We start from the raw sequence: 12,913 nt of genomic DNA on the forward strand, positions 1-12,913 counted from the left end.
GCGCACCGTGGCCCACGGCGGCACCCGCTGCCCGGCCGACGACCGGTGCGACGCCTGCGGTCAGCGCCCGAGCGTGTAGTCGACGATCACGGGGGAGTGATCGCTCCACCGGGTGTCGTACGACGGAGCGCGGTCGACCCGGTAGGAGGTGACGCGCTCGGCCAGGGCGGGAGTGGCGACGTGGTAGTCGATGCGCCAGCCGCTGTCGGTGTCGAACGCCTTTCCGCGCATCGACCAGAACGTGTACGGCCCCTCGATCTCGCCCATGGCGCGGCGGCCCACGTCGATCCAGCCGAGGCCGGTGCCGGTCGACCCGTCGACGCCCTCGACCTGCTCGCCCGCGGGGCCGAAGAAGCGGTCGAAGTAGGCCCGCTCGCGCGGGAGGAAGCCGGCGTTCTTGCGGTTGCCGCGCCAGTTCTTGATGTCGAGCTCGCGGTGGCCGACGTTCAGGTCGCCGGTGACGAGGGCCAGCTCGCTCGAGGCGGCGAGCTCGGCGAGGCGGCGCTCCATCGCGTCGAGGAACAGCCACTTCGCGTCTTGCTTGGGGGTGTCGACCTCGCCGCTGTGCACGTAGGCGCTGACGATGGTGACGGTCTCGCCGTCGATGTCGAAGTCGGTCTCGATCCACCGGCCCGACGCGTCGAGCGGCTCGGGGCCGAGGTGCGTGCGGGTCTCGACGCCGGGCAGACGGCTGATGATGGCGACTCCCGCGCGCCCCTTCGCGAGGGCTTCGTCGTTGACGATCTCCCACCCGGGGAGGGCCTCGGCGAGCTGGTCTGCGGTGGCCCGCACCTCTTGCAGGGTGACGATGTCGGCGCCGGAGGCGTCGAGCCACTCGACCATGCCCTTGCGGACGGCGGCACGGATGCCATTGACGTTGACGGAGACGATACGCACGGAACGAGCCACCCCACGAGCCTATCCACGACCTCCGACATCGAGCCCGTGCGGGCGGGACGGGGCTGCGCGCCCGGCCGCCGGCATCGGGATCCGAACCCGCTCAGTCGGGCAGCAGCGACGTCCGCCGCGGAGCGGGCACGTCGGCCTCGGCCCGCGCGAGGTTCTTCTCGGCGGCGATCACCCGACGCTTCGCACGCCAGCGCAGCGGCCATCGCGACATCGCGAACGCCTTCTCGGCCTCGCGCAGACCCACCTGGGCGGCGATGACGAGGGCGGCCTGCTCCATCGCCCGGCGGTCTTCGGGGGAGCGCAGCGGCACGTCGCGATCGCCCGCGGCCACCGCGATCCACGCCGCCGAGACGAGGATCACGATGCCGATGAAGCGGAACCACAGCAGAAATCCGATGAGCACCGTGAAGGTCGCCAGCAGCGGGTTCGAGGGGGTGTAGACGAAGAGGAAACCGGCGGCCACCTGCAGCACGACGATGCCGGTCGCCCCGACGATGGCGCCGGGCCACGCGCGCCGCCACGACAGCGTCGTGCCGGTCAAGAAGCGGAACAGCGAGGCGAGGGCGACGGTGTTGATGCCGAACGCCACGACGAGCGAGACCAGGCGCGCCCCGATCGACCAGCCGAGGGTCTCGCGATCCCACCCGATGAGCCCGAACACGAGGTCGACGGCGCCGGTGGTCACCGAACCCAGCAGAGCGCCGACGAGCAGCGAGATACCGAACAGCACCGAGGCCACGAAGTCGCGGGCCTTGAGCATCACGTAGTTGCGCAGGTCGAAGGGGAGCCCGAAGGTGTCGCGCACGGCGCGACGGGTGAAGGTAACGAAGCCGATCGCCGTCCAGACGACCACCACGACGGCGACGATGCCGGTGACGGTGAGCAGGCGCCCGCTCTCCTGCGCCACGGCCTCGACCTGGTCGCGGTCGACGAGTCCGTTCTCGCTGATCAGCCCGGGGATGTAGCTGTTGACGATGCGGATGAGCCCGGTGATCGCGCTCGTGCTGCCGCCCAGCCAGATACCCACGCCCGCGAACGCGAGGTACAGCGCCGAGAAGACGGCGAACAATCCCTGGTAGCTCATGCCGGCGGCGAGCAGGAAGCCGTTGTGCTGCAGGAAGTGCCGCCAGACCCGGATCGGGAACCACTGCGCGATGCGCTGCGCCCGCGCGAGGGGCTGGTCGAGTCGCCCGCGCACCGCCGTCTGGGCCTCCGCGAGGCGCTCCCGCAACGAGGTGTCCTCGGCGCGCACCGCGGGCAGCGGACGCGGGTCGGGGGCGGTCTCGGTCACCTGGAAAGCCTAGATGAACGGATGCCGGGGGCTCGCGTTGCGCCGGGTCGCGGCATCCGGACCCCCCTTTCCACCGGCGGAAGGTCACCCGGAAACGCGGAACGGCGGGGCGCCCCCTTCGACAAGCTCAGGGACCGCACCCGCCGTTCGAGAGGCTGAGGGTCAGCGACCGCCGCGGAGGACGGCCTGCTTGACCTCGGCGATGGCCTTGGTGACCTCGATGCCGCGCGGGCACGCCTCGGTGCAGTTGAAGGTGGTGCGGCAGCGCCACACGCCCTCTTTGTCGTTGAGGATGTCGAGGCGCACATCGCCCGCGTCGTCGCGCGAGTCGAAGATGAAGCGGTGCGCGTTGACGATCGCGGCGGGGCCGAAGTACTGACCGTCGGTCCAGAACACGGGGCACGACGAGGTGCACGCGGCGCACAGGATGCACTTGGTGGTGTCGTCGAAGACCTCGCGGTCGACGATCGACTGCACGCGCTCCTTTCCGGCCTCGGGCTTCGAGTTCGAGATGAGGAAGGGCTGCACCTCGCGGTAGGAGGCGAAGAACGGCTCCATGTCGACGATGAGGTCCTTCTCGAGGGGCAGACCCTTGATCGCCTCGACGTAGATCGGCTGCGAGATGTCGAGATCCTTGATCAGCGTCTTGCAGGCGAGACGGTTGCGGCCGTTGATGCGCATGGCATCCGATCCGCAGATGCCGTGCGCGCAGGAGCGGCGGAATGACAGCGAGCCGTCGACCTCCCACTTGATCTTGTGCAGGGCGTCGAGCACGCGGTCGGTGGAGTAGAGCTCCACGTCGTAATCGACCCAACGCGGCTCGTCGTCGACCTCGGGGTCGAAGCGACGGATGTTGAAGGTGACGAGGAACGACTGGATCCCGGTGTCTTCGGGGGTCTCCACGACCTCGTCGGAGGTGTCTACGGTCTCGACGACGGTGGATGCCATCTCAGTACTTCCTCTCCAGCGGCGGGTAGCGGAGCTCCCCGGCCTCGTTCTTGGTGAACACCACGGGCTTCCAGCCGAGTTCGATGTGATCGGCCGGGTGCGACGAGTGGGGGTCGCCCGACAGGTACGCCATGGTGTGCTGCATGTAGTTCTCGTCGTCGCGCGTGGGGAAGTCGTCGCGCATGTGACCGCCGCGGCTCTCCTCGCGGTTCTGCGCCGAGTAGACGACGACCTCGGCGAGGTCGAGCAGGAAGCCCAGCTCGACGGCCTCGAGCAGGTCGGTGTTGAAGCGCTTGCCCTTGTCGTCGACGTGGATGTTCTTGTAACGCTCGCGCAGATCGGCGATCACGTCCATGACGTGGGCCAGCGACTCGTGCGTGCGGAACACCTGCGCGCCCTTGTCCATCTCGTCCTGCAGCGTCTTGCGCAGCACCGCGATGCGCTCGGTTCCGCTGTTGTTGCGCAGGTCTTCGATGAGCCCGCGCACCTCGGCGGCGGGGTCTTCGGGGAGCGGCACGAAGTCGGCGGTCTTGACGTACTCGACGGCGTTGCGGCCGGCGCGCTTGCCGAAGACGTTGATGTCGAGCAGCGAGTTGGTGCCGAGGCGGTTCGAGCCGTGCACCGAGACGCACGCGCACTCACCGGCGGCGTACAGGCCCGGGACGACGGTGTCGTTGTCGGCGAGCACCTCGGCTTTGATGTTGGTGGGGATGCCGCCCATCGCGTAGTGCGCGGTCGGCATGACCGGCACCGGCTCGACCACCGGGTCGACGCCCAGGTAGGTGCGGGCGAATTCGGTGATGTCGGGGAGCTTGGTCTCGAGCACCTCGGCGCCCAGGTGCGTGCAGTCCAGCAGCACGTAGTCGCGGTGGGGGCCGGCGCCGCGGCCTTCGGCTACTTCCTGCACCATGCAGCGGGCGACGATGTCGCGGGGCGCGAGGTCTTTGATGGTGGGGGCGTAGCGCTCCATGAAGCGCTCACCGCTCGCGTTACGCAGGATCGCGCCCTCACCGCGGGCACCCTCGGTGAGAAGGATGCCGAGACCGGCGAGGCCGGTCGGGTGGAACTGGAAGAACTCCATGTCCTCCAGCGGCAGGCCCTTGCGCCACACGATGCCGACGCCGTCACCGGTGAGGGTGTGGGCGTTGGAGGTGGTCTTGAAGATCTTGCCAAAACCGCCGGTCGCGAAGATGACGGCCTTCGACTGGAACACGTGCAGCTCGCCCGTGGCCAGGTCGTAGGCCACGACACCGGCGACCTGGGTCTTGCCGGCGTCATCCTTCACGGTGACGAGGTCGAGCACGTAGAACTCGTTGAAGAAGTTGATGCCGAGCTTGACGCAGTTCTGGAACAGCGTCTGCAGGATCATGTGACCGGTGCGGTCGGCGGCGTAGCAGGCACGGCGCACGGGCGTCTTGCCGTGGTCGGCGGTGTGCCCGCCGAAACGGCGCTGGTCGATCTTGCCCTCGGGCGTGCGGTTGAACGGCAGGCCCATGTTCTCGAGGTCGATGACGGCGTCGATGGCCTCTTTGGCGAGGATCTCCGCGGCATCCTGGTCGACGAGGTAATCGCCGCCCTTGATGGTGTCGAAGGTGTGCCACTCCCAGGAGTCCTCTTCGACGTTGGCCAGCGCCGCGGCCATGCCGCCCTGCGCCGCGCCGGTGTGCGAACGCGTGGGGTAGAGCTTCGAGATGACGGCGGTCTTCGCGCCGGGGCCGGCCTCGATGGCCGCGCGCATGCCCGCGCCGCCGGCGCCGACGATGACGACGTCGAACTGGTGGTAGTGGACGCCGTCTTTGACGATCGAGTCCGAACTGGTCTGAGTGCTCACGTGTGCAATGCCTCTGCTGTCAGGGGGAAGACGTCGGGGGAGAAGGGATGCCGTCGGCTCAGGCCGCGCGGCACACGTCCCACAGGCTGCTGGACTCGGTCACGCCGATGCAGGGGTCGAAGGTGAAGACCACGAGAGTGCCGAGCAGGATGAGGAATCCGGCCGAGACCCACAGGGAGCCGACGAGGATCTTCCGGACGGTTGCGTTGCCGACGTAGTCGTTGACGATCGTGCGCATGCCGTTGGCGCCGTGGATCAGGGCGAGCCAGAGCATCAGCACGTCCCACCACTGCCAGAACGGCGAGGCGAGCTTGCCCGCGACGAACGCGAAGTCGATCTGGTGGATGCCCTCGCCGGTCATCAGGTTGACGAAGAGGTGGCCGAAGATCAGGACGATCAGCAGCACGCCGGAGGCGCGCATGTAGATCCAGCCCCACTTCTCGAGGTTGGAGCCCTTCTTGCGCACGCTGGGCGTGCGGGGGGCGGGGATCGTGGCGGCTTCTTGGGCGACGGACATCAGTGGCTCCCGGTGACGGCGCTGAAGACGTTGATCAGGTGGCGCGGGGTGAACCCGAGCATCGTGACGACCCACAGGCCCAGCACGCCCCACCACAGTTGACGCTGGTGGCGCGTGGCCCAGGGCCAGAAGTCCACGAGGATGATGCGCAGGCCGTTGAACGCGTGGTACGCGATCGCGGCCACCAGGGCCACCTCGCCGAGACCCATGATCGGGTTCTTGTACTGCGCGATGACGGCGTCATATGCCTCGGGCGAGACGCGGATGAGCGCCGTGTCGAGGATGTGCACCAGGAGGAAGAAGAAGATGGCGACGCCGGTGATGCGGTGAAGCACCCACGACCACATTCCTTCGCGACCCCGGTACAGAGTGCCGCGGGGCCTCTTCGAGGTGGTCTCTTTCACCGACGGCGTGGCACGTGCTGGTGCTGACACGGTCGTCCTCCCTGATCGAACACGGTGTGGGGCCTCGCACGGGCCCCGAGCGTCACACGGGCGCCATTGAATACTACGGCCGGGCTATGAACGGCGGGGATTAGGGGCGCCTAAGACTCTCTCGATATCGAGATATCCCGGATGCCGTTCACCCGGTGTTCCGTCCCCTGCGCGCGCGGGAAGAACGGGGTGCGAACGCTAGTGTCGGTGCCATGGCAAACCCTGCGATCGACGATTTCTACGCCGTGATCCCCGCCGGAGGGATCGGCAGCCGGTTGTGGCCCTTGTCCCGGGCCGACGCACCCAAGTTCCTCCACGACCTCACCGGCTCGGGACAGACGCTCCTGCGCGACACGTGGGACCGCCTCGCCCCGCTGTCGGGCGACGACCGCATCGCCGTCGTCACCGGTCGCGCGCACCGCGCCGCGGTCGAGCGCGAGCTGCCGGGCGTTCCCGACCACAACGTGTTCCTCGAGTCGGAGCCGCGCGACTCGTCGGCCGCGATCGGGCTCGCTGCGGCGATCCTCGTGCGCCGCGAGCCCGACGTGATCATCGGTTCGTTCGCGGCCGACCACGTCATCCGCCAGACGCGGCAGTTCGAGTTCGCGGTGCACCAGGCCGTGGCCGTCGCCCGCGAGGGCTACATCTGCACGATCGGCATCCAGCCGGCCGAACCCTCGGTCGGCTTCGGCTACATCAAGCAGGCGGCCGAGCTGATCGTCGAGGGCGCCCCCGAGGCCTACATCGTCGAGCGCTTCGTCGAGAAGCCCGACCTCGAGACGGCGAAGGAGTACTTCGCCGACCGCGCCTACCTGTGGAACGCGGGCATGTTCATCACCCGCGCCGACGTGCTGCTGGCGGAGCTCGCCGTCAACGAGCCCGAGCTGCACGCGGGTCTGCTCCAACTGGCCGAGGCCTGGGACGACCGCGAGCGCCGCGGCCCCGCGGTCGACCGCATCTGGCCGGGTCTGAAGAAGATCGCGATCGACTACTCCGTCGCCGAGCCCGCGGCCGAGAAGGGCCGGCTGGCCGTCATCCCCGGGCACTTCGACTGGGACGACGTGGGCGACTTCGCCAGCCTGTCCAAGCTCAACTCCTCGGGCGGCCGCAACGAGCTCGCCATCCTCGGCGAAGACGCGCGGGTGCTCTCCGACGCCTCCAGCGGCATCGTGGTCTCGCAGACCAAGCGCGTCATCAGCCTCATCGGCGTGCGCGACATCGTCGTGGTCGACACACCCGACGCGCTCCTGGTCACGACCAGCGAGAACGCCCAGCGCGTGAAGGGCGTCGTGGACGCGCTCAAGCTGACCGGTCGCGGCGACGTGCTCTGAGACCGGATGCCACACCACGTGGCATCCGGTGCCTTCGGGCGGAGGGCGTGTGGCGGTCTCATGACGCGAGATTGCGTCTTTGTAACCATTGGCTCGCACGGCGGCTCCCCGGTCACGAGCACCGCGACACAGTAGGTAACGTGACGGGATCGTCCCCCGAACCCGTTGGGGGCATCCGTCTTGGAGGACCATTCGTGAAGACCACGAAGAAGGCCGTCGTCAGCGGCCTCGCCATGATCGGCGCCGCGGCGCTGCTCGCCGGTTGCGGCGCCGCACCCGAGAGCAACGGCGCATCCGGTGGTGCCGCTGCCGGCGCCAGCGACTACCTGCCCTGCATGGTGTCCGACTCGGGTGGATTCGACGACAAGTCGTTCAACCAGCTCGGCAAGGAGGGCCTCGACGCCGCCGCGTCGGAGCTCGGCTCGAAGAAGCCCATCGAGGTGCAGTCGCAGTCCGAGACCGACTTCGCGTCGAACCTGCAGAACCTGGTCGACCAGGGCTGCAACACCATCATCACCGTCGGCTTCTTGCTGGCGCCCGCTGCCCTCGAGTCGGCCACGGCCAACCCCGACCTGCAGTACGTCTCGATCGACGACACCGTCGACCAGAACTTCGACGGCAAGACCGACGCCCCCAACATCAAGCCGATCATCTTCGACACCGCTCAGGCGGCGTACCTCGCCGGCTACCTGGCCGCGGGCACCTCGAAGACCGGTGTCGTGGGCACCTTCGGCGGCATGAACATCCCGACCGTGACGATCTTCATGGACGGCTTCGCGCAGGGCGTCGAGAAGTACAACACCGACAACGGCGCCAACGTCCGCGTGGTCGGCTGGGACCGCACCGCCAAGGACGGCTCGTTCACCGGTGGCTTCGAGGCCAACGACACCGCTCGTCAGACCGCTCAGGCCCTGATCGACCAGAACGTCGACGTGCTGCTGCCCGTCGGTGGCCCGATCTACCAGTCGGCCGCCGTCGCCATCCAGGACGCCGGTCGCGAGATCGCGCTCGTCGGCGTGGACGCCGACGTGTTCGAGACCGACCCCTCGATCGGCAGCCTGCTGCTCACCTCGATTCTCAAGGGCATCGACGTGGGTACGAAGGACGCCATCGTCGCCGCGGGCGAGGGCAACTTCGACGTCACCCCGTTCATCGGCACGCTCGAGAACGACGGTGTGGGCATCGCCCCGTACCACGACTGGTCCGACCGCGTGTCGTCCGACCTCACCTCGAAGGTCGACGCCCTGAAGGCCGACATCATCAGCGGCAAGATCAAGGTCGAGTCCTACCTGGCCGGCTGAGTCCGCTCGCTGTGCGGGGGAGGTCGGCGCACGCCGGCCTCCCCCTCCCTTGTGAGGCGGCGGTTTCTCCGCCTCACGCCCGGATCGGGACCGCTCACGAGGCGGGTCCCGGCCGCCGGACGCTTCCCGCGTCCGGCGCCACAGAACTTAGGATCGGGAACATGAAGCTCGAACTCCGCGGGATCACGAAAACCTTCGGGTCCCTGGTGGCGAATGATCACATCGACCTCACCGTCGAGGCCGGAGAGATCCACTGCCTGCTCGGCGAGAACGGTGCCGGCAAATCCACCCTCATGAACGTCCTGTACGGCCTCTACCAGGCCGACGGGGGAGAGATCCTGCTCGACGACGCCGTCCAGCACTTCTCCGGCCCCGGCGATGCGATGCGCTCGGGCATCGGCATGGTGCACCAGCACTTCATGCTCATCCCCGTCTTCACCGTCGCCGAGAACGTGATGCTCGGTCACGAGCCCACCAAGGTCGGTGGGCGTCTCGACCTCGCAGCCGCGCGGGCGAAGGTCAAGGAGATCTCCGACCGGTTCGGGTTCGCCGTCGACCCCGACGCCCTCGTCGACGACCTGCCCGTCGGGGTGCAGCAGCGCGTCGAGATCATCAAGGCGCTCTCGCGCGACGCGAAGGTGCTCGTCTTCGACGAGCCCACCGCCGTGCTCACGCCCCAGGAGACCGACGAGCTGATGGCGATCATGCGTCAGCTCAAGGAATCGGGCACCTCGATCGTCTTCATCACCCACAAGCTCCGCGAGGTGCGCGAGGTCGCCGACCGCATCACGGTCATCCGTCTCGGCAAGGTCGTCGGCGAGGCCGAGCCCACGGCGTCGAACGCCGAGCTGGCCTCGCTCATGGTCGGTCGTGCCGTGGAGCTCACCGTGCAGAAAGAGGCGCCGACCCTCGGCGACGTCGCCTTGCAGGTGTCGAACCTCACCGTGGTCGACCCGATCGGCCAGCTCGTCGTCAACGACGTCAGCTTCGAGGTGCGCCGCGGCGAGGTGCTCGCGATCGCGGGTGTCCAGGGCAACGGCCAGACCGAGCTCACCGAGGCGCTGCTGGGACTCCAGGAGCGCGTCGAGGGTTCGATCGTGCTCGACGGTGCCGAGTTGAACGGGCGCAGCGTGCGCGCCGTGCTCGAGGCCGGCGTCGGGTTCGTCCCCGAGGACCGCAAGGAAGACGGCCTGGTGGGGGAGTTCTCGATCGCCGAGAACCTCATGCTCGACCGCGCCGACGGGGCGCCGTTCGTCAAGGGCGGCGCGATCCAGCGGTCGAACCTCGCCGACTTCGCCCGCGAGAAGGTTTCGGAGTTCGACGTGCGCACCCCCTCGATCGAGACCCCGGTCGGGCGTCTGTCGGGCGGCAACCAGCAGAAGGTCGTGCTGGCGCGCGAGCTCAGCCGCGAACTGCGGTTGTTCGTGGCCGCGCAGCCCACGCGCGGCGTCGACGTCGGATCGATCGAATTCATCCACAAGCGCGTCATCGAGACGCGCGACGCCGGTGTTCCCGTCATCGTCGTTTCCACCGAACTCGACGAGGTCACCGCCCTCGCCGACCGCATCATGGTCATGTACCGCGGTCGCGTCGTGGGCATCGTCCCCGGCGACACCTCGCGCGATGTGCTCGGCCTCATGATGGCCGGCGAAGCGCCCCAGAACGAAGGAGTCGCCGCGTGAGCGATTCGTACAGCCCGCACGATCCGACCGCCTCGCGGGCCGATCGCGCGGCCGAGGTCGCCCAGGCCGCCCAGGCCGACGTCGCCCTCGAAGGCTCGACGGCCGTGGATCCCGCAGCGGGCGCCCGCAAGGTCGCCCCCGAACCCGCCACCGACGAGAACCGCTGGCGTCGGGCCTTCCGCGAGATCGCCACCGGCAACGCCATCATCTCGGTGCTGGCCGTGATCCTCGCGCTGATCGTCGGCGCGATCATGATCGCCGCCACCGACGAGAACGTGCAGGCGACGTCGGCCTACTTCTTCGCTCGTCCCGGCGACATGCTCTCGGCGATCTGGACGTCGGTGTCGGGCGCGTACTCGTCGTTCTTCCAGGGCGCGATCTACAACTTCCGTCGCCCCGAGTTCGCCACCGGCATCCGTCCGCTGACCGAGACCCTCACCTTCGCCACCCCGCTGATCGCGGCCGGCCTCGGTGTCGCCCTCGCGTTCCGCGTCGGCATGTTCAACATCGGTGGCCGTGGCCAGATGCTCGTGGCGGCAGCCGCCGGCGGCTGGGTCGCCTTCGCGTTCGACCTGCCGTGGGGCATCCACATGCTCGTCGCCCTCGTGGTCGGCGTCGCGGCCGGTGCCATCTGGTCGGGGATCGCGGGTGTGCTCAAGGCCCGCACCGGTGCGCACGAGGTGATCGTCACGATCATGCTCAACTACGTCGCGTTCTACATCGTGTACTACCTGCTGCGCACGCCCGGGCTCCTGCAGGCTCCGGGGTCGAACAACCCCACCACCCCGGCGATGAAGGACACGGCGGTCTTCCCCGACCTGCTCGGCTCGGGCTACAACCTGCACTTCGGCTTCATCCTGTCGCTCGTGGCCGTCGCCGTCGTCTGGTGGATCCTCGAGCGCTCCTCGCTCGGCTTCCGCTTCCGCGCGGTGGGTCTGAACCCCAACGCCGCGCGGGTGGCCGGCATCAACGTCAAGTCGATGTACGTCTACGCGATGCTCATCTCGGGCGCTCTCGTGGGCCTCGCCGGCGTCGACCAGGTGCTCGGCACCGTCACCACCGGCTTCTCCAGCGGCATCGACGCGGGCATCGGCTTCGACGCCATCACGGTGGCCCTGCTCGGTCGCTCCACCCCGGTCGGCGTGCTCGTCGCCGGCATCCTGTTCGGTGCGTTCAAGGCCGGCGGGTTCGCCATGCAGGCCGCCAACGGCGTTCCGGTCGACATCGTCCTCGTCGTGCAGTCGCTCATCGTGCTCTTCATCGCGGCCCCGCCGCTGGTGCGCGCGATCTTCCGTCTGCCGGCCCCCGGAGCGCGCCCGTCGAAGGCACGCGCCGCCAAGAAGAAGGAGGCGGCCCGGTGAGCACCACCGCCGCACAGCCCGAGGCCGCCACGCCCGACGCACTCGACACCGCCGTCGTCGTCGGCTGGAAGGCCCCCATCGTCTACGGCGTGATCACGCTGCTGGCGCTCGTGCTCTTCGTCATCGCCCGTCAGGACGGCGACGCGGTGTTCCGCATCTCGAGCCCCGGCGAGTTCCTGCAGCTGCCCGAGGTCGTGCTCGGCGGTGTCGTCACCGGCATCGTGTGCACGATCCTGCTCGCGGCCGTCACCGTGGTGAGCGTGCTCATGGTGCGCGCCCACCGGCGCCCGCCGATCTGGCTCGCCGTCATCTTCGCGCTGGTGTTCATGACCGGCTTCCTCACCTGGGCCGCCGCAGGCGCCACCACCTCGGTCATCCCTCTGACGGGTCTGCTCGCCGGTGGCCTGAGCCTCTCGGTCCCGCTGATCTTCGGCGCCATGGCCGGTGTGCTCAGCGAGCGGGTCGGCGTGGTCAACATCGCGATCGAGGGTCAGCTGCTCGCCGGCGCCTTCACGTCGGCGGTCGTCGCCACGGCGACGGGCAACCCCTTCATCGGTCTGCTGGCCGCGGGCGTCTCGGGCGTGCTGGTGTCGTTCGTGCTGGCGGCCTTCGCCATCAAGTACTTCGTCGACCAGGTGATCGTCGGTGTCGTGCTCAACGTGCTCGTGGTCGGACTGACGAGCTTCCTGTTCTCGCAGGTGCTCGCCCCCAACGCCGAGACGCTGAACTCGCCCCCGCGCTTCCCGCGTCTGCCGATCCCGCTGCTGGCCGACATCCCGATCCTCGGGCCGATGCTGTTCAACCAGACGATCATCGTCTACCTGATGTACGTCACGGTCGCCCTGGTCTACGTCGGTCTGTTCCACACCCGCTGGGGCCTGCGCCTCCGCGCGGTCGGCGAGCACCCGCAGGCCGCTGACACGGTCGGCATCAACATCGCCAAGACCCGCTTCTGGAACGTCGCCCTCGGTGGCGCCATCGCCGGCCTGGGTGGAGCGTTCTTCACGCTCGGCTCCGTCGGCGCCTTCAACAAGGAGATGACGGCCGGCGCCGGTTACATCGCCCTCGCGGCGGTCATCTTCGGCCAGTGGGACCCGATCCGCGCGACGCTGGCGGCCCTGCTGTTCGGTTTCGCCTCGAACCTGCAGAACACCCTCGGCGTCATCGGTTCGCCGGTGCCGAGCGAGTTCATGCTCATGCTGCCGTACGTGGTGACGATCTTCGCCGTCGCCGGTCTGGTCGGAAAGGTCCGCGGCCCCGCGGCCGCCGGCAAACCGTACGTCAAGGGCTGACCGGCCCGACCACCCT

Annotated in this window: 11 protein-coding genes; 5 read left to right on the forward strand and 6 right to left on the reverse strand. The window is 68.7% G+C overall.

Annotated elements, in window-relative coordinates:
* Positions 1-60 precede the first annotated feature (60 nt).
* The 6 genes from LPW41_RS05230 to sdhC all read right to left on the reverse strand — a co-directional run bounded on the left by LPW41_RS05230 (position 61) and on the right by sdhC (position 5,930).
* Positions 61-909 carry an exodeoxyribonuclease III gene (locus tag LPW41_RS05230; protein ID WP_144829034.1) on the reverse strand — a complete coding sequence of 283 codons (849 nt, stop codon included), beginning with the start codon at positions 907-909 and terminating at the stop codon, positions 61-63.
* 91 nt (positions 910-1,000) lie between these two features.
* On the reverse strand, positions 1,001-2,200 hold the full coding sequence (locus LPW41_RS05235) for a YihY/virulence factor BrkB family protein (RefSeq protein ID WP_154096066.1): 1,200 nt from the start codon (positions 2,198-2,200) through the stop codon (positions 1,001-1,003).
* A gap of 162 nt (positions 2,201-2,362) precedes the next feature.
* Positions 2,363-3,148, reverse strand: coding sequence for a succinate dehydrogenase iron-sulfur subunit (locus LPW41_RS05240; RefSeq protein WP_144829030.1), 786 nt, complete (start codon positions 3,146-3,148; stop codon positions 2,363-2,365).
* A 1-nt stretch (position 3,149) separates the two neighbouring features.
* Entirely contained in the window at positions 3,150-4,979 is a 1,830-nt protein-coding gene (gene sdhA / locus LPW41_RS05245; protein ID WP_144829028.1) for a succinate dehydrogenase flavoprotein subunit, read from the reverse strand.
* Positions 4,980-5,037: 58 nt separating this feature from the next.
* The gene (locus LPW41_RS05250) at positions 5,038-5,496 is read right to left on the reverse strand and encodes a succinate dehydrogenase hydrophobic membrane anchor subunit (RefSeq protein WP_144829026.1); all 459 of its coding nucleotides are present in this window, start codon (positions 5,494-5,496) and stop codon (positions 5,038-5,040) included.
* The gene (gene sdhC / locus LPW41_RS05255) at positions 5,496-5,930 is read right to left on the reverse strand and encodes a succinate dehydrogenase, cytochrome b556 subunit (protein ID WP_144829024.1); all 435 of its coding nucleotides are present in this window, start codon (positions 5,928-5,930) and stop codon (positions 5,496-5,498) included. The genes LPW41_RS05250 and sdhC overlap by 1 nt, the downstream gene beginning before the upstream one ends.
* A 212-nt stretch (positions 5,931-6,142) precedes the next feature.
* Between sdhC and LPW41_RS05260 the strand changes: the two genes are divergently transcribed.
* The 5 genes from LPW41_RS05260 to LPW41_RS05280 all read left to right on the forward strand — a co-directional run bounded on the left by LPW41_RS05260 (position 6,143) and on the right by LPW41_RS05280 (position 12,897).
* Positions 6,143-7,261: a mannose-1-phosphate guanylyltransferase gene (locus LPW41_RS05260; RefSeq protein ID WP_230704283.1), complete on the forward strand. Its 1,119-nt coding sequence runs from the start codon at positions 6,143-6,145 to the stop codon at positions 7,259-7,261.
* A gap of 194 nt (positions 7,262-7,455) precedes the next feature.
* Positions 7,456-8,562: a BMP family protein gene (locus LPW41_RS05265; RefSeq protein WP_230704284.1), complete on the forward strand. Its 1,107-nt coding sequence runs from the start codon at positions 7,456-7,458 to the stop codon at positions 8,560-8,562.
* Positions 8,563-8,723: 161 nt separating this feature from the next.
* Complete coding sequence (locus tag LPW41_RS05270) at positions 8,724-10,244, forward strand: ABC transporter ATP-binding protein (protein ID WP_144829020.1); 1,521 nt, start codon at positions 8,724-8,726, stop codon at positions 10,242-10,244.
* Positions 10,241-11,605, forward strand: a complete 1,365-nt coding sequence (locus LPW41_RS05275; RefSeq protein ID WP_222846062.1) for an ABC transporter permease — start codon at positions 10,241-10,243, stop codon at positions 11,603-11,605. The genes LPW41_RS05270 and LPW41_RS05275 overlap by 4 nt, the downstream gene beginning before the upstream one ends.
* Positions 11,602-12,897 (forward strand): ABC transporter permease, encoded by a 1,296-nt coding sequence (locus LPW41_RS05280; RefSeq protein ID WP_144829018.1) that lies wholly within the window; start codon positions 11,602-11,604, stop codon positions 12,895-12,897. Before LPW41_RS05275 ends, LPW41_RS05280 begins: the two co-directional genes overlap by 4 nt.
* Positions 12,898-12,913: the final 16 nt, after the last annotated feature.

The sequence above is a fragment of the Microbacterium sp. JC 701 genome, from assembly GCF_021026215.1.
GTDB lineage: Bacteria > Actinomycetota > Actinomycetes > Actinomycetales > Microbacteriaceae > Microbacterium > Microbacterium algihabitans.

What these genes read in the sequence shown, in the direction of transcription:
- LPW41_RS05240 (WP_144829030.1), bottom strand. Translation starts at nt 3,148, where the DNA reads ATGGCATCCACCGTCGTCGAGACCGTAGACACCTCCGACGAGGTCGTG.
- LPW41_RS05250 (WP_144829026.1), bottom strand. Translation starts at nt 5,496, where the DNA reads ATGTCCGTCGCCCAAGAAGCCGCCACGATCCCCGCCCCCCGCACGCCC.
- LPW41_RS05260 (WP_230704283.1), top strand. Translation starts at nt 6,143, where the DNA reads ATGGCAAACCCTGCGATCGACGATTTCTACGCCGTGATCCCCGCCGGA.
- LPW41_RS05270 (WP_144829020.1), top strand. Translation starts at nt 8,724, where the DNA reads ATGAAGCTCGAACTCCGCGGGATCACGAAAACCTTCGGGTCCCTGGTG.